This is a genomic window from Paenibacillus sepulcri, assembly GCF_042647105.1.
GTDB classification, from domain to species: Bacteria; Bacillota; Bacilli; order Paenibacillales; family Paenibacillaceae; genus Paenibacillus_Z; species Paenibacillus_Z sepulcri.
This window is the reverse complement of the sequence record NZ_JBHRUP010000001.1, coordinates 1,622,628-1,640,798: the sequence shown is the minus strand read 5'-3', so window position 1 is coordinate 1,640,798 and position 18,171 is coordinate 1,622,628. Positions and strand designations below refer to the sequence as shown.

Annotated in this window: 13 protein-coding genes; all 13 read left to right on the top strand. The window is 49.5% G+C overall.

All coding sequences use genetic code 11. From position 1 onward, the window contains the following. Nucleotides 1-457: 457 nt before the first annotated feature. The 13 genes from ACFOLF_RS07450 (at nucleotide 458) to ACFOLF_RS07390 (ending at nucleotide 18,167) form a co-directional block, all read left to right on the top strand. Complete coding sequence (locus tag ACFOLF_RS07450) at nucleotides 458-1,477, top strand: aldo/keto reductase (protein ID WP_379114122.1); 1,020 nt, start codon at nucleotides 458-460, stop codon at nucleotides 1,475-1,477. Between the two features lie 102 nt (nucleotides 1,478-1,579). Beyond that, the gene (locus ACFOLF_RS07445) at nucleotides 1,580-1,768 is read left to right on the top strand and encodes a YezD family protein (protein WP_210037812.1); all 189 of its coding nucleotides are present in this window, start codon (nucleotides 1,580-1,582) and stop codon (nucleotides 1,766-1,768) included. 332 nt (nucleotides 1,769-2,100) lie between these two features. Further along, a complete protein-coding gene (locus ACFOLF_RS07440) occupies nucleotides 2,101-5,436 on the top strand; it encodes an AAA family ATPase (RefSeq protein WP_210037811.1) in 3,336 nt (1,111 codons plus the stop codon). 144 nt (nucleotides 5,437-5,580) lie between these two features. After that, nucleotides 5,581-6,345, top strand: coding sequence for a hypothetical protein (locus ACFOLF_RS07435; RefSeq protein WP_210037810.1), 765 nt, complete (start codon nucleotides 5,581-5,583; stop codon nucleotides 6,343-6,345). Nucleotides 6,346-6,881: 536 nt separating this feature from the next. Then, nucleotides 6,882-8,174: an ABC transporter substrate-binding protein gene (locus ACFOLF_RS07430; protein WP_210037809.1), complete on the top strand. Its 1,293-nt coding sequence runs from the start codon at nucleotides 6,882-6,884 to the stop codon at nucleotides 8,172-8,174. 89 nt (nucleotides 8,175-8,263) lie between these two features. After that, nucleotides 8,264-9,148: a carbohydrate ABC transporter permease gene (locus tag ACFOLF_RS07425; protein ID WP_210037808.1), complete on the top strand. Its 885-nt coding sequence runs from the start codon at nucleotides 8,264-8,266 to the stop codon at nucleotides 9,146-9,148. Nucleotides 9,149-9,169: 21 nt separating this feature from the next. After that, the gene (locus ACFOLF_RS07420; protein WP_210037807.1) at nucleotides 9,170-9,985 is read left to right on the top strand and encodes a carbohydrate ABC transporter permease; all 816 of its coding nucleotides are present in this window, start codon (nucleotides 9,170-9,172) and stop codon (nucleotides 9,983-9,985) included. A 51-nt stretch (nucleotides 9,986-10,036) separates the two neighbouring features. After that, on the top strand, nucleotides 10,037-11,056 hold the full coding sequence (locus ACFOLF_RS07415) for a LacI family DNA-binding transcriptional regulator (RefSeq protein ID WP_210037806.1): 1,020 nt from the start codon (nucleotides 10,037-10,039) through the stop codon (nucleotides 11,054-11,056). Nucleotides 11,057-11,111: 55 nt separating this feature from the next. Further along, on the top strand, nucleotides 11,112-12,068 hold the full coding sequence (locus ACFOLF_RS07410) for a carbohydrate kinase family protein (RefSeq protein WP_210037805.1): 957 nt from the start codon (nucleotides 11,112-11,114) through the stop codon (nucleotides 12,066-12,068). 20 nt (nucleotides 12,069-12,088) lie between these two features. Continuing rightward, nucleotides 12,089-13,369, top strand: a complete 1,281-nt coding sequence (locus tag ACFOLF_RS07405) for a glycoside hydrolase family 125 protein (RefSeq protein ID WP_379114039.1) — start codon at nucleotides 12,089-12,091, stop codon at nucleotides 13,367-13,369. A 32-nt stretch (nucleotides 13,370-13,401) separates the two neighbouring features. After that, nucleotides 13,402-16,443: a glycoside hydrolase family 2 TIM barrel-domain containing protein gene (locus ACFOLF_RS07400; protein ID WP_210037803.1), complete on the top strand. Its 3,042-nt coding sequence runs from the start codon at nucleotides 13,402-13,404 to the stop codon at nucleotides 16,441-16,443. A gap of 33 nt (nucleotides 16,444-16,476) precedes the next feature. Further along, nucleotides 16,477-17,418, top strand: a complete 942-nt coding sequence (locus ACFOLF_RS07395) for an aldo/keto reductase (RefSeq protein ID WP_210037802.1) — start codon at nucleotides 16,477-16,479, stop codon at nucleotides 17,416-17,418. Next, a complete protein-coding gene (locus ACFOLF_RS07390; protein ID WP_379114041.1) occupies nucleotides 17,415-18,167 on the top strand; it encodes a sugar phosphate isomerase/epimerase family protein in 753 nt (250 codons plus the stop codon). Before ACFOLF_RS07395 ends, ACFOLF_RS07390 begins: the two co-directional genes overlap by 4 nt. Nucleotides 18,168-18,171: the final 4 nt, after the last annotated feature.

Sequence of the window (18,171 nt, the reverse complement as noted above, 5' to 3'; positions counted from 1 at the left end):
CCCTGTATTTTTTTGTGCTTCCTCAATCGCCTGCAAGCACCAAGAATTCCGACCATGAAGGCGCGCTTACGCTCATCGTTACGCCAGACAACCGCAAAAAAAAAGGAGAACACAATTTAATCCTTGTGTCTCCAGCAGTCTGGTCAACTATATACTTGTAATCCTAGTGGAATAATAAGTTAAATGTTATCACCAATCGGATAGGGCGTCAATAACTGACTGTATCCTTCATGTGCAAAATCGTTTTCCACATCTTGACACAGATTATGGACGATGCTATATTCTAAATCATAGTTTATTCATTGGATTACTAGTAAATAATCGACCGGTCGACCGGAGAGACGTAAGAAGCTGCGCCTCTCCGGTCATTTTGCTATCCATAACGGGGGGGTGACTGCAGACGCATTTATTCATTTTTACCAATTCCCAAATAGAAGGAGCGTGCATTTAAGTGAGCATCTCATTGAAGAAATTCGGCAGGACAGGTCTGAAAGTATCCGAGGTGGCGCTGGGAACAATGGCGTTCGGCCGCTGGATCGATGAGTCGAAATCGGCGGAGGTGCTTGATTCGGCGCTCGATGCCGGAATTAATTTTATCGATACGGCTGACGTATATGGCAAAGGAACCGACCTTGGCAACCCGCAGGAGAGCGGCCAATCGGAAACGATACTTGGCCATCTGCTGGGTGCCCGCAGGCATCGGATTATTCTGGCGACCAAGGTGCATGGACGCGTCGGCAGCGAGCCGAACGACCAGGGCCAGAGCCGCTACCACATTATTCGCGCCGTAGAGAACAGCCTGCGCCGCCTTAAAACCGATTATATCGATCTCTATCAGGTTCACCGTTTTGATAAAGAGACACCGCTCGAGGAAACGCTGCGCGCGCTTGACGATCTTGTCCGCCAGGGCAAAGTCCGCTATATCGGGGCTTCCAACTACGCCGCATGGCAGCTTGCCAAGGCTCACGGCATATCGGCTCAGCTGGGTCTGCACCGTTACGAGAGCAACCAGCCCGAATACAGCCTCATAGCCCGGGGGATCGAGCAGGAGCTGCTTCCGTTTGCAGCGTCCGAAGGCTTGGCGATCATCGCATACAGCCCGCTCGGCCGCGGTGTGCTCACAGGCAAATACCAGTTCGATCAGGCGCCGCCGGCCGGCTCCCGCGGTGCTGCGGGAGAAGCGCGGATCAAGTCGCTGCTGGAGAACGAACGCAACTTCCAGATCGTAGAGGGGCTAAAGCCGATCGCAGCAAGGAAAGGATGGACGCTGGCGCAGCTGGCGCTGACCTGGGTCATCAGCCAGCCGCATGTAACGTCCGCTATTCTTGGTGCTTCAAGCCCGCAGAATATAACGGATTCCGTTGCCAAAGCGGCGGAGAAGCTGACTTCCGAAGAGCTTGCGGAAATTGACGAGATTACGCAGGGCGTTCCCGGCAGTCTGAAGACGCTGCGTGAAACCGCTGCTGGAAAGTCATAATGGAACGAATATAATTGGGAATCACTCGTATCGAGCCCGCCTGATATGCAATTCGTATAGAAGAGGAAAGAATTCCATAAACGAACAGGAGAGGATCGAAAAGTGGCGAAAGGATTGGAATTGGACGAAGTCTGGATCAGACAGGTCGAGGAGCAGGTCAACGGATTGGAATATGGCTCTGTTCAAATAACGGTGCATGACGGAAGGATTGTCCAGATTGAACGGACTGACCGCAAAAGATTCGAAAATAATACGTCCGGCGGTGTCAAAAAACAATCCCCCCGTACGTAGATAGTAAACAGGAAATGAATAAAGCCAGCCCATTCTTAATGAGAATGGCTGGCTTTATTACTTTTGGAGGACGATTGACTTTCCATATAGAGTTGCCCGTTATGCGAAGACTCGCCCGTATACCTGTCCCGGATGCAGGGCGAGAGCTGGTCTATATTAGGGATAATCAAATGCCGATAGTCGGCAAATCGTCGATGGATCAGCCAGGAATGAATAGGGGCTTGTCATTCGCAATATATTAATATTTTTGACTATTGACAGGAAGGCTGTGTGCAGTAATGTTTAAATAAAGCAAGTCAATATTCGATCGGATTTGATGGGGGGCGTCATTTTTGGCCGGTTGCCGATTTAAGTTATTAGGCAGTTTGCAAATCGAGCTCGATGACGAGGTGATTACGCCGCTTCCCGGCGGGAAAGCCAGGCTGCTGCTGGCCTATTTAATCCTCTCATTTGACATGCCGCAGAGCAGGAGGCAAATTGCCTTTGATTTTTGGCCGGATTCCACCGAGAAACAGGCCCTTTCCAATTTACGCAAGGTCATCCACGATCTTCGTGAAAGCTTTCCGCAAATGGACCCCTATCTGAAGATTACCCCCGCATATTTGCAATGGAATAATGAATTGCCCTGTTATTCGGATGTGTACGAATTTGAACAGGCGGCGAAGGGCCAAAGCCTGCATATGCTGCAAGAAGCGGAAGAGCTGTACCGGGGGGAGCTGCTGCCCGGATATTACGAGGATTGGCTCAATGCGAAGCGGGAATTGCTGGCGCAGCTGTATGCTGATGTTCTTGAGAAACTAATCGCCATATTGGAAACGCAAAGGGAATATTCGTCGGCCTTATTTTTTGCCAATAAGCTGCTGATCCAAAATAGACTAAGAGAGGAAACTTACCGCACGCTGATGAGGCTGTACGCCTTGAAGAACGATATGGCCGGCGTCGCGCAAACCTATCAGCAGCTGCAGGGTGTTCTGGAGGCCGAATTCGGAATCGGTCCTGCGGAGGCGACCCTGCAGCTATTTGAAAGACTTGTGCAGAACAGATGCGGACATGCGGCTGCCGTGCACAGCGAAACCCCGTTCATCGGCAGAACCGCAGAATGGGAAAGCATGCTGAGCGTTTGGAAGCAAGCCGCGGCAGGCCAGTCCTCTCTGATTGTATTGAAGGGAGAGGCGGGAATCGGCAAAACCAGATTGTCCCGTGAATTTATGGCATGGGTGAAAGGGCGGGGAATTCAAACGGTTTTTGCCGGCTGCTATCTATCGGTAAGGTCCATTTCCTATACGCCGGTGACAAGCTGGCTGAGAAGTCTTCCCCTGCCGCAGCTGAATCCGGTCTGTCTTTCCGAATTAGCCCGCTTGCTGCCGGAGCTTCTTGAGGAATACCCGGACCTGGCGGCGCCAAATCCCGTTCAGGAAAATTGGCAGCTGAACAAATGGTATGAGGCGATCGAACGGATGCTGCTTGCCGAGCAGCCGCTGCTGCTCATCCTGGACGATATCCAATGGAGCGACACGGGAACGCTCCAGCTTATTTCCTTTCTTCTGCGCGGCGATTCCAGGACCAAACTGCTTGTGGCCGCGACAATGCGGACAGACGAGGACGCAAACGGGGCTGTCACACATTTGTTGTCCAGCCTGCGGACCGAACGGAAGCTGACGGAAATCGAGCTTGCTCCCTTCAGCGAAACAGATACGAAACGGCTGATGACAGCGACGGTCGGCGATGTCCTCGCCGACCGCCATTCAGCCGGTTTATATGCAGAGACGGGCGGCAATCCATTATTTATAGTAGAAACGATGAGGGAGTGGCAAACAGGCAGCGACAAGAACGAATTTCGTCTTTCGCCAATGGTAATCACCGTCATCGAGAACCGCTTAAACAGGCTCTCTCCCATTGATCGCCAGCTTGTATCGGCCATGGCCGCAATCGGCAGGCCTGCATCGGCAGCGTTTATGACGATCCTGACGGACATGGAAGAGGAAGCCGTTCTGGAACGGATAGAGCAGCTCGTGCTGGTGAAGGTTCTGCAGGAAACGGGGGACGGGAAGTACGATTTTGCACATGATATGATCAGGGAATCCGCGTACAAGCTGAAAAGCGAGAGCAGGCGCCGCCAATGCCACCGGCAGATTGCACACAGCCTGAACGTTTTTCATCATGGACAGACTGAAACCGCTGCCGCGGAAATCGCCTTGCACTTTGAGCTTGCGGGCATGAACAGGGAGGCTATTGTCTATTATGAAATGGCCGCATTGGCGGCGGAGAAGATTTACGCCAATGAAACGCGGATCAACTATTATCAGAAGCTGTGCATTCTGCTGCCTTTCGGGCAGATTCTGCCTATTCTGATGAAGCTTGGCGAGGCCTTGATCATCACAGGAAACTGGAAAGAATCGGAGAGGATTTATAAACAATGGTTTGAACGTTCGGGGAGCTCCGCAACGATTCAGGAGCGATCCCTCTGCGATGTTGCGCTGGGCAACTGTCTGCGAATGCAGGGAAAATATGAGGAAGCAAGCTTTCATTTGGAACGGGCGCTGCGCTGCTTTGAGCTGCTGGACGATTATTCCGGACTCAGCACCGTCTATGTAACGCTTGGTACTCTGCATTACTATAGAGGGAAGTACGACGAGGTACTCTACTATCTGATGAAAAGGATGGAATTGCCCGGTATCGGAAACCAAACCAGGGAGGATTGCCGATCCTTCGGTATCATTGGTCACATCTATTATGACCGCTGCGAGTACGATCAGTCGATTCATTGGATCAAGAAACAAATCGCGCTAGCAACGGAGACCGGAGACAAGTATACGATCGAGCAAGCTATGGGCGTATTGGCGATGGTGTATATGGACATGGATGAAATGGATCTGGCCTTCGGCTTCATTGTCGATAAGATGGAGATCAGCAAATCGATCGGAGATCGTATGGGCTTTGCCATTGCTCACGGCATGCTGGGCAAATATTATCTTTGTCACGGCGAGCTTGAGCAAGCGGCGCCCTGCATCGCTTTTTGTCTGGAAGAAGCCGTATGGGTCAAGGACTTGCGAATTGCAGGCATCATGCTAGGCTTTGAAGGGCTGAGCCTTCTGGCGCGGCAGCGGCTGGAGGAGGCTGATCTTATGCTTGGCCGCTCGGTTCGGCTGTTCAAACAGCTGAGCACCCCTTACTTTGCTTCCGAAGCGCTTTATTCCATGAGCTTGCTGCAGCAGAGACGGCAGCAATTCGACAGCGCTGTGGAGACGGCAGAGGAAGGGCTGGGGCTGGCAAATCGGCTGAAAAGGAGAGATATGCAATTCAGGCTCGAGATGCTTCTCATCCGGTTGAAGGCTGATTTAAGTCAGATCACGCCCGCCGAAGAAGCGGATGAGCTGCAGCGGATGCTGGAGCACTTTCCCGGCCAGCAGGAGGAGGCTGTCATTCGCTTCGCCATATGGAAGCTGAATCCCGGTTCGTCAGAGCAGCGGACCGCCGCGCTTTCGTTGAACGAAGATCGTTACCGGAAATCGGGCAAACAGGAATATCTCGACCGCTGCCGCGAGCTAAGCGGTCTGTGCCATGCCGCCGCCGCGCATCCGCTGCAGAAGCATACAACCGAGATCATCCGATCCAAAAGAATCTCACCGGGCATGCTGGATGAAATCGACCGTTTTTTAAACGGCTGATAAATGTGAAACGCTTTTGAAGCACTCCCTTCTTTAGGATGTATCTAAAGGGGGGATTTTTTATTCAGATAGCCATAGAAGCCGGAGATTGATTGCGCCGCCGATACAGCAGTTGTCCAAACCATTACGGAAGGATGAATTTCATTGAAGCTGAATTTTACGAAAAAGAGAACGTTTAAAATTGGTGTTTTGTTCGCAGCTGCCATTATCGCGAGCTCGTTGGGATCCGCATATGCAGCGGTCAAGCTGGAGCCGATCAATGCTTTTCTTAACCGGAGCGTGTCGTTTGTGCTGAAGGGTGCACTATGGCAGCCCAAAGATCCATCCGGCAAATCGCTGGCGGCAATCAGTTATAATGGAAGCACCTACTTGCCTGTCCGCGCTTTGTCTGAAGCGCTGAAAGTCCCGATCGACTATGACGCTGCCGATCAAAAAATTTATATCGGAGGAAAACTCGGAGAAAAGACGCCGATTTTTGCCGCACCGATGGAGATCGACAACATCTACGCCATTTTGACCAAAGACCCCAAAGAAACAAAGGTGAAAGATAAACAGTTCCAGCAGGTTTTGAAGATTGACCAGTATGGGGACGTTATTTTTACGGTTGACCGTAAATACAAGCGTCTCGTCCTGGATGCCGCCGTCATTAGCCCCGGAGAATATGATGTGGAATATTCGCTTTATAACGTGGGGGATGATGCAGGATCAACAGCCTCGACTGTCCTGGAGACTCATGCCGTCAGCCCGGAAGATGATGTGAAGCAGCTTATATTCAATGTAGAGGGTCTGGAAAAAATTAAAATTCATGTGCAAAGCCATAATTTAAATCCATATATTTACGCCCGGATTATGGATACGTCTTATTTCGATAACGGGGATCCTGCCGCAGGCGCAGCAAGCAGCAAATGAAATGACACTTAATAGCCATACACACTAAAAAAGGGATCGTTTGATCGGCCGCTGTTTCGATTTCCGGACTGCTTCCCTCCGCTGCCGGAGCGGAGGGAACGCGTCGGGCGGGTATGCAGGGTAAGCAATCTTGATGAGAACTTACATCACAGACGAACAGCCTATAATTATTTCATAGTGAAATATTACCTGCAAGAGCATTTTCATAAAATACATAATTGCTATTGTCAAACATCATTTAAGATATTATACTTGTACACAAGCCGCATCTGGTATCGATACCAGATCGTTCTCAAACATTTCGGGGGCTTAAGGGAAGTAATTATGGTATCGATACCATATCCAAATCTGGTATCGATACCATAAAATTTTTTATTTAAAGCAGGACTGAAAAGGCGGTGGTTTAACAGGCTTGATGAATCGAATTTTTCGTGTCAAGCATGGGAATACTTTCGTAAACAGCATGAAAAAGCAGCAGTAACTGGTTTACGCATACCTTACATTTCTGAACTTATCGAATCGGAGGAACACAACAAATGAAATCTAAAGCCTTGTTCGGCGTTCTGTTAGCTATGTGCTTTGTTCTTGTCGTGACCGCATGCGGTCAAAGTAATACGAATACCAATACGGGTAACAATAATGCTGGAAGTGAAAGCGCTGCAAACGGAAAAATTACATTGGATCTCTGGTATTGGAACGGCGCGATATCCGATTCAACAATAGAGGCTGCCAAGAAAAACTTTCCTAATATCGATATAAAGGCGGAGAAGCTTCCGTCCGGACCTGACTATCTGACCAAATTAAAAACCACAATAGCCGGCGGCGGAAGCGGACCGGATATTGTCGCGATGGACAGCTGGGTTTCATCCATGCTGGAGTATAAAGATAAATACGTCAATCTGTATGACCAGGGAGCCCGCGATATTCAATCCCAATATCTGGACTGGAAGTGGAAAATGGCAGCAACCAGCGATGATCAGTATCTGATCGGGCTGCCGATTGACGTCGCGCCGGTTGTCCTTTATTACCGCAGCGACTTGTTCGCGAAGGCGGGAGTGCCAAGTACGCCGGAAGACATCAAGAGTCAAGTAAAAACCTGGGATGATTACATGAATCTTCTCCAAAAGGTTAAGGATAAAACAGGTACGCAAACCGGAACGCTCGTAGATATATTCAGAAGTCTTCTGGGTCAGAACAGTAAAGGCTTCTTCGATGAAGGCGGCAATTACATCGGCGACCAGGATCACATCAAAAGCGTCTGGGATGATTCGGTACAAGCCTATAAAGCAGGTTTGACATTCCCTTACTCCAGCGATTCCGAGAAGAATGCCGCGATGAATAACAGTAAAATTTCTTCGTTTAGCGGGGCTTCATGGGCAGTGGGAGACTTGGTGGGTGCGGCACCCGACACGAAGGGAAAATGGAGCATTGCTTATCCGCCGGTTGGCGTAGGCAATCAGGGAGGCTCCTTCTTCGGTGCCTTGAAATCGACCAAGCATCCGAAGGAAGCCTATGAGGTCATTAAATTCCTGGTCAGCCCTGACAATCTTGTTAAGGGATATAAGGAATTCGGTAATTATCCTTCTACACCTGCTGTCTACTCGAATCCGGAAATGGAGAATAAGAATGAATTTTTCGGAAATCAGGATCTGAGCCCCATATTTGCCGATGCGGCGAAGGATGTTAAAGTCGCGCATACGGATCCAAGAGACGATATGGTCCTTAATTTATTGGTTCAGGATCTCGGTTATGTAGATACGAAGAAACAGGATCCCGAGAAGGCATGGACAGACGCGCAGGATCAAATCAAACGCCAGCTGTCGCACTAAGCGTTAGCCACCTTGAAATAGGGAATCAAATAAGGGTTGAGGCGGGCGGGATTTGAAGCCTGCCTCGCCCGCATTCGTGGAGGAGTAATATGGGAGGCCTTTTAAAAGAGATTTATAAAAGCAGGATGTTTTATCTGTTTATTTCTCCTTTCTATATCTTGTTCTTGGTTTTTTCCGTGTTCCCCATTTTCTTCTCCATTTATCTTTCTGTTCACAAATGGGATGGAATCGGGGAAATGACGCCTGTAGGCTTCGACAACTTTGTTTACATGTTTCACGATCCCACTTTCTGGCAGGCATTAATCAACAACGTAGCGCTCTGGTTATTATCTAATGGACCTATGCTAGTCATCGCTTTGATCGTGGCGTTTGTGATTAATCTGTCGATCGTGAATTTCAAGGGATTTTTTAGAATCGCCTATTTTCTGCCGAATATAACGGCTATGGTTGCCGTTGTCATAATATTTCAGTCTATGTTTGGCAATGAGTACGGGCTGATCAACTTTTTCTTTGAAAAGCTTGGGCTAGATAAAATTGCCTGGTTCAATACCAGCGCCGGTGTCAGGACCGTCATTGCCGCAATGATTGGCTGGAGATATATGGGCTACAATGCCATCATTTTTTTATCCGGCTTGCAGAGGATTCCCAAGGACTTGTATGAAGCGGCAAATCTCGACGGTGCCAGCGGATTCCAGATCTTTACCAAAATTACGATTCCAATGCTTAGACCGATTATCCTGTTCTCCGTTATGATGTCTACCATCGGCGGCTTTCAGATTTTCACGGAGCCTCAGGTGCTGGCCGGGAATCAAGCTCCTTACCCGGGCTCTGATACCATCGTGCTTTATATGTACCGGGAAGGCTTCACCTATCAGAATTATGGATATGGGGCAGCTGTATCCTGGGTGCTGTTCTTCATTATTGGTATCATATCGTTATTGAACTGGAAAATCTTTAATAAATCAGACGATTAATACTAAAAGGAGCATAATAAGATGATTTCAAAAAAAATATTCGTGCATACTTTTTTGTTAATCGGTGTTATATTTTCTATATTTCCATTTTATTGGCTTGTAGTCATGTCAACGAATGAAACAAGCGCGATTTTTGCGTTTCCTCCGAAGCTGACTTTCGGCGGTTATTTTGTGATGAACTTTAACCATGTCATGGACAATATCAATTTTACACGGGCTTTCCTGAACACGGTGTTTATTGCTGTGATCAGCACTACACTGCAGCTGTTTTTCAATTCATTGACCGGATTTACTTTCGCGAAATTCAAGTTTCCGGGCTCCAAGGCGCTGTTCTATTTAATGATCCTGACGATGATGATTCCCGCACAAATGCTGCTTGTGCCACAATTCATTATTATCAAGGAGTTGGGGTGGCTGGGGAGCTACAAGGCGCTCATTGTTCCGAGTATAGCAAGCGCGTTAGGGATTTTCTGGATCAGGCAGTATGCGCTGGCCATTCACGATGATTTGCTTGAGGCTGCCCGTATCGATGGCTCCAGCAAATTCGGGCTTTATTGGCGTGTTGCGCTTCCCATCCTGAGGCCTGCCCTTGCGTTTCTGGCCATCACGACCTTCATGGGAGTTTGGGAAGATTACTTATGGCCGCTGATTGTCCTGACGGACACGTCCAAATTCACGTTGATGCTGGCGCTGCAGCAGTTAAAGTCGGCTCATACGGCAGATTACTCCATGGTTATGACAGGAACGCTTATGGCGACCGTTCCATTGATCATCTTCTTCCTGCTGGTTAGCCGGCAGTTCATTGCCGGGATCATGGAAGGAGCGGTTAAAAGCTAAGGACGCAGATATCGAGTAAGGTTCAGTTATTCAGAAGGCGGGGTGACAATAATGGCGCCGAAGATTAAAGACGTCGCCAGGCAAGCGGGCGTCTCTGTAACGACAGTTTCGAGGGTATTGAATGGCGAACGGTATGTCAAGGACGATTTGAAGGAAAGGGTGCAGCGGGCGATTGCCGAGCTTGGCTATACACCCAGTCATATCGCCAGAAGCCTTGTACTGAAAAAAACGAACCTTATTGGCGTAATCGTTCCCGATATTACATCGAGCTTCTACTCCACAATCCTGAGCACGATTGAGAAAACCGCAAGCCTCAATGATTACAATCTTATGCTGTGCAATATTATTGAGGATAACGATAAAGAACTGAAATATTTGCAGGTATTCAAGCAGATGCGCGTCGATGGCATTATTATCATGCATGAGAAATTAAGCGATGAAATTCGGGAGCTCATCATGAGCCTGGACATTCCGCTCTTGTTCTCCAGTGTGAAGCCGGCGGATCAGCCGTTTGTTTCCGTCATTATAGACGATTACGCGGCATCCTATGATGCAACGCGATATTTGATCGGACTTGGACACAAGCGAATCGGATTTCTTGGCGGAGATATGAGTGACGTCACCTCAGGACAAAACCGTTACATCGGTTACACCGACGCCCTGGCCGAGAGCGGTATCCCGGTCGCTATCGACTATATCCGTTTCGGTGATTACAAAACCCAAAGCGGTTATAATTTAATGAAAGAAATTCTGAATTGTGATACGCGTCCGACGGCCGTTTTTGCTGTCAGTGACGATATGGCTGTCGGCGCCATGAACTGCATCCATGACCACGGGCTGAAGGTTCCGGAGGATCTATCCGTAATTGGCTTTGACGGAAGCCAGCTGACGGAGCAGGTGCGTCCGCAGTTGTCGTCTATGGAGCAGCCTATCCTGGAGATGGGCAAAGTGACGATTGAGAAGCTGCTTGATATGATTTCAGGCAACGAAGGCGCACCTGTGAATGACGTTATTCTGAAGCATAAATTAGTGGTGCGTGACAGCTGCAAGGCTTATCAGGAGCATGTTTGAATAAAGATAAAGATAAAGAAACCAAATCATAAGCGATTGGAAGAGGGAGAAAGAGTTGGAAACATTTGATGCTGTTGTAATCGGCGATGCTAATATCGATCTTGTGGTAGTAGGGTCCGGCCAGGTTCCCGAGTCTGGTCAGGAAGTTTTTGTGGACAATATGATGATCCACTTGGGCGGGGGAGCCGCTTTATTCTCGGTTTCTCTCGCAAAGCTAGGCCTTCAGGTAGCCTTTAACGGTGTCTTGGGGGATGATGCCAACGGACATTTTATTCGGAATCGTTTTGCCGAATATGGTATCGATACCAGAATGATTCAAACCAGTCAAATCCACAGTACCGGCATCTCCATTGCATTCAATCCGGAAACGGATCGATCCTTCATTACATATGCGGGATCGAATATGGAGCTGCAGGTAGACAAACTGGATCTGGACCAAATTTCCCAAGGCAAGCATGTTCATATCACCGGATATAAAGGAAGACGGAATCATGAGCAGTATGTGAAATTAGCCCGGTCGCTCAAGGAAAAGGGAATTACTCTGTCCTGCGACGTAGGCTGGGATGATTCCGGAGAATGGGACAAAAGCATATTTGACTTTATGCGGTATTTTGATGTTTTCCTCATGAATGAAACGGAAGCTCTTCATTATACAGGACTTGAGAACAAGGAAGAGAGCCTTCGTTATATGAGCAAATATTGCAATCATGTGGTGGTGAAGCTTGGAGCGAGCGGCGCCATTGCCATGAAAGACGGGCTGCTGACCCGCAGCACGGCTTATAAGGTTAAAGCGGTAGATACAACCGGCGCAGGGGATTCCTTTAACGCGGGCTATCTATACGGTTTTTTATCAGGCAAGGATGTCGCCACCAGCCTTCGTTACGGAAATGCGTGCGGCGCACTCTCAGTTGGCGCTTATGGCGGAAGTACAAGCGCACCTGATCTTGAAGAGTTGAACGTATTTATCAATCAGCGCGAAGAGGGTTTGAGTGTATCTGACTCAACAAGATGAAGAGGGAGACCATACCGACAATGACATTGCCAGCGTCAGTTACAGCCTTGCTTGAAGAAGCGGAAACGAAGCTTGCTGCCCATCCCAAGCTGCTGCAAATGTTCAAGAATTGTTATCCAAATACGCTTGAAACGACAACAAAATTTCTGAGTGACCAATCCGTCTATGTCATTACGGGGGACATTCCTGCCATGTGGCTCCGTGATTCAAGCGCGCAGATCAGGCATTACCTGCCGCTCGCTGCCGGGGATCACAAGCTGCAGGAATTGTTTATAGGATTAATCCGCAGGCAAATCACTTATATTCATATCGATCCCTATGCCAATGCGTTCAACGAAGAAGCAAATGACAACCGGTATGATGAAGATTTGACCGAGCTTAACCCGTGGGTCTGGGAACGGAAATATGAGATCGACTCCCTTTGTTATCCGATTCAGTTAGCCTACTTGTTCTGGAGGGAGACGGGAAGAACGGATCTGTTCGATGATGCTTTTCAAGCGACAGTGTACAAGATTATGGACCTGTGGCGGACAGAGCAAAGACATGCGGAGCAATCTCCTTACCGGTTCGCACGCATCGATTGTCCGCCAAGCGATACGCTGCGCAATAACAGAATGGGGATGCCGGTCAATTATACGGGAATGACCTGGTCAGGTTTCCGGCCAAGCGACGATGCCTGCACCTTCGGTTATTTAATTCCCTCTAATATGTTTGCTGTCGTCGTGCTTCGTTACATCGAGGAGATTGCCAGTGAAATATGGAAGGATGCAAATGGTGCGAAGCTGGCGGCGGAATTGCGTGAAGAGATCGATTTTGGCATCCGGACCTACGGCACCTTTGTACATCCGAAATACGGAAAGATCTACGCATACGAAACAGACGGTTTTGGAAACCATAACCTGATGGATGATGCCAATGTTCCCAGCTTGCTGTCCATTCCTTATTTGGGCTACACGACCTGCGAGGATCAGATCTATCAGAATACGCGCCGGTTCGTGTTAAGCGCCGATAATCCTTATTACTATGAAGGTAAATTTGCAAAAGGAATCGGAAGTCCGCATACGCCGGAAGGTTATATTTGGCCAATCAGCCTGGCTATGCAGGCCATGACATCGAAGGATGAGCGCGAAATAAGAGAAATCTTGACGACGCTGATTCAGACGGATGGGAATACGGGATACATGCACGAAGGCTTTGACAAGGATTGTCCCGAGAATTACACGCGCCCCTGGTTTGCCTGGGCCAACAGTCTGTTTAGTGAAATGATCCACGGCCTGATGAGAGACGGATACTTCGATTGATGTTTTTCCTTTAACAGAGAGGAATGGGATACATGATTCAAATCAAGAGATATTGGGAAGATCTGAACGTTCTTCAGGTGAACAGACAGCCTCCCAGGGCCTATTATATTCCCTATGCGGATGAACGGGCGGCGAAATCAGGCAAACGGGGACAGTCCCCTTATTATCAAACCTTGAACGGAAACTGGAAATTCCAATATCACGGAACGGTTTATGATGTGAAAGAAGCTTTTTATAAGGAGACTGCCGATGTTAGCGGGTGGGACGATTTAACGGTTCCGTCCTGCTGGCAGGTAAAGGGCTATGATCAGCCTCAATATACAAATTTCAATTATCCCTTTCCATGCGATCCTCCCTATGTTCCGGAAAATAATCCGGCCGGACTTTATGTGAGGGAGTTTAATGCGGCGCCAGTTGGATTAAATAAAGAACGATTTATTGTCTTTGAAGGGGTTAACGCCTGTTTTTACTTATGGGTTAACGGGCAGTTTGCCGGTTACAGTCAAGGCAGCCGCATGCCGGCGGAATTTAATATATCCCCGCTCCTTCGGGAGGGGAAGAATCGTATCGCTGTCATGGTGCTGAAATGGTGCGACGGCTCCTACCTGGAAGATCAGGATCTTTGGCGGTACACGGGTATATTCCGGGATGTATATTTGCTTGCGCGTGACGCTGTCCATATCCGGGATGTATTTAATAAACAGACTTTCGAGGACGGGTTCAGCAAGGCTGCACTGGTATCGGAGATTGATACGACAGGACCTCTGGAGGTCCGTGCTGAATTGAAGGATGCCAAGGGGCGCGTCGTCGCTTCGGCACAAGAGCATGTGGATGGCAAAGGCGCGCTCCGGTTCGAGCTGATAGATCCCGTCTTATGGAATGCCGAGAAGCCTTATCTATACCGCCTTTATGTTTATGGCGGCGGAGAAACGCTCCAGTTCCCGGTGGGCTTCAAGCAAGTTGCGATTGTGGATGGCGTATTTCTGATCAATGGACAGGCTGTCAAGCTCAAAGGCGTCAATAGGCATGACTCCCATCCGGAGCTCGGGCAGACGATTCCGGTCCAGCATATGATCAAGGACCTTATTCTAATGAAGAAACATAATATCAATACAATCAGAACTTCCCATTATCCCAATGATTCCCGCTTTATGGAGCTGTGTGATGAATACGGATTTTATGTTGTAGATGAAGCCGATCTGGAATGTCACGGAATCGGAAGCGCCGGTGATTTTCAAAATGGGGTTTTCCATAAGCTGTCCCGTGATCCGGCGTGGAAGGAAGCGTTTGTGGAACGGGCTGTCCGAATGGTTGAACGGGACAAGAATCACCCATGCGTCGTAATGTGGTCATTGGGAAATGAGTCGGGTTATGGGGCTAATCATATCGCGATGGCCGAATGGACGAAATTGCGTGATGCTTCCCTGCCCATTCATTACGAGGGGGCAGCTCCCCATTACGAAGGCAGTCCTCATGTCGAATGCCTGGATCTGGAAAGCCGGATGTATACCTCTGTGCAAGAGATAGAAGCGTATGCCCGCGATGAGAATAACAAAAAGCCGTTGTTCCTGTGTGAATACAGTCATGCGATGGGTAACGGTCCCGGCGATTTGAACGATTATTGGGAAGCGATCTATCGCCAGCCGAAGTTGATGGGCGGCTGCGTGTGGGAGTGGACGGATCACGGGATCAAGACAGAGACTAAGGACGGAACGCCTTTTTATGGTTATGGTGGCGATTTTGGAGATACACCCAATGACGGCAACTTCTGTATCGACGGACTTGTCACACCTGACCGCAAGCCTCACACGGGACTGCTGGAGCTCAAGAAGGTTATTGCTCCCATCCGGATCGAGGAACAAAACCTGCCAACCGGAGAGATTAAGGTCACGAACCTGTATGACTTTATTGATCTTTCCCATGCTGGCGTTTTCTGGAAGCTGGAACACGATGGACAGATGATTCACCAAGGACAGCTGGAGCTTGGCGGGATCGAGCCTCACAGCTCGCGGATTGTGAGCCTTCCATACGAACTGCCGGAGGCGGTTAATGGGCAGTTTGTCCTCACCTTATCCTGCTGGCTGAAGGAAGAAACAGCCTGGGCGGCAGCCGGCCATGAAATCACGTTCCATCAGCTGGAATGGATGAGCGGTGTACAAAGCGATCCGAAGCCTGAAGCGGTGCATGCGTGGCAGCCGCCAATTCAAGTGGAGCATAAGGGCCATCGGCTGATGGTCGAAGGTTTTGATTTCCAGCATGAATTTGACTTGATTGAAGGTACTTTGCAGCGGTTGTCGAGGAACGGAGTGGAGATGCTGGATGCCCCCGCCCGGTTCTCGATCTGGCGGGCGCCGACAGACAATGATATGCATGTGAAGGAAAAATGGTGTAATGAAGGCTATGACCGGGCAATCACAAAGGTGTATCAATGCGATTGGGAACAAACCGGCGAAGGGGCAATCGAAGTCAGAAGCCGGTTCTCAATAGGCGCTGTTTCCCGCTTTACGATCCTGCGAGGTGAAGCATGCTGGAGGGTGAGCCCGAGTGGAGCGGTCGATCTGCTGGTAAAGGTGAAGATGGGGGAGGAGCGCGAGTTTCCGTATCTGCCCCGCTTCGGACTGAGGCTGTCCATGCCGCAAGGGATGGAAGAAGTCGAGTATTCCGGCTTCGGGCCGCATGAGAGCTACATCGACAAGCGCCAAAGCGTCAGAAGAGGCCGGTTCCTGACGAGCGTTGATGAAATGTTCGAAAACTACATCATGCCCCAGGAAAATGGTGCGAGATATGGTACGGATTGGGCAATCCTTTCCAATGAGCAGGGCATGGGCCTTCAATTCTCCGCATCGGAGGGATTCTCCTTCCACGCATCCCATTTTACGCCAGAGGACCTGACGAATGCCGCACACAGCTGGGAGCTGGCGAAGAGGAAGGAAACGATCGTCCATCTGGATTACCGGATGAGCGGCGTAGGCTCCAATTCCTGCGGACCGGAGCTGGCTGAGCCCTACCGTCTGAACGAAAAGGAATTCCAGTTCGAACTCAGGCTGAGGCCGCTGTTTAAAGAAGATGAATAAAAGCTCGCTGAGACATGCCAAGGAGGTAATAAGATGAAATATATGCAGATTGAAGGAGTAAACAAGCAAATTTCCCGCCTGATCATGGGGACAGGGGATTTGAGGAACTTGGGCGAGCCCGAGCGGATGATGCTGGATGCCTATATTCAAGCCGGAGGCAATGCTTTTGATACGGCTCATCAGTATCGGGGAAGAGAACAAATACTCGGGAGTTGGCTGGCGGAAAAGCAGCTGCGGGAGCAGGTCGTCATTCTTTCCAAGGGCGCCCATCATGATGACGGGAGTCCGGGTCCGCGGGTCAATCCGCAGGCGATCAGAAAAGATTTGATGGAGAGCCTGGAAAGGCTGGGTACCGATTATGTGGATTTGTACGCTCTTCACCGCGATGATCCGAGCGTAGCGGTCGGACCGATTATGGAGGAATTGAATGAGCATCTTCAAGCCAAGCGGATTCGGGCGATCGGCGCTTCTAACTGGTCGTACCAGCGCATCCAGGAAGCCAATGAATATGCCGCCGGGCACAAGCTGACAGGCTTTGCCTTCAGCAGCTCCAATCTGAGCCTGGCGAAGCCTATCGAACCCAGATGGGAAGGCGTTGTGTCGGCTGACGAGGATACCTGCCGCTGGCATGCGGGCAACCAGCTGCCGCTGTTGTCCTGGTCTGCTCAAGCGGGTGGGTTTTTCTCGGGGAACTTTACGCCGGAAGACCGGTCCAATGAGGAAATGGTAAGAGTGTATTACAGCAGCGGCAACTGGGAACGGTACCGCCGCACCGTGAAGCTGGCGGAAGAGAAGCAGGTTACTCCTATACAAATTGCCTTATCCTATGTTCTCTACCAGCCTTTCCCGACCAGCGCAATTATCGGACCGCGTAATCCGGAGGAGCTTGAGTCTTCCATTCTTTCGTTGAATCTTGAATTAACCCCACAGGAAGTGGAATGGCTGGATTTACAAAGGGAGGAAATTTCAAAATGATCAGACATCAACTGGCTGCACAACTGTATACATTGCGAAACGAAATTAAACAGGATTTTGAAGCCGTCCTTCGAGATTTGAGCAAAATGGGTTGGGCTGCCGTTCAAATCGACGGGCTGCACGGCAACTCCGCCAGGGATATCTCTTCACTTATGAAGGAACTGGGATTGAAAACCGCAGGCATGCATGTCGGTCTTGAACGGATGAAGACGGATCTGGATGCTGTCCTTAAGGAAGCGGACCTGTTCGAAACGAGAGATTTCATCTGCCACTCGCTGCCGGATGGCCTGCAGAATCTGGAAGGCTACAGGAGTGTGCGAAGAGATCTGCTTGATGTAGCCGCCAAAGTAAAAGGCATGGACTACAGGGTGGGTTACCATAATCATGACTTTGAATTTCATACCCTGATCGACGGTAAGTTTGCCCTCGAATATCTGCTTGAGGATCCGGCTGTTTATGCCGAAATCGATACGTATTGGGTTCTGAAAGCCGACCAGGATCCGCTTACGTTCATTCGCAATTACGCTAATCGCATGCCGATTCTGCATTTGAAGGATATGACGGCAGACGATCGGCGAACATTCGCGGAAATTGGTACCGGCCTTATCGATTTTGCTCCCATTCTCCGCTGGGGCCTGGATCATGGAGTCGAATGGTTCGCCGTAGAACAGGATTACTGCCCGGGAAAACCAATGGACAGCTTGGCACTGAGCCTGGAAAATTTATTGAAGCTGGAGCAGGCTCTCTAAAGTT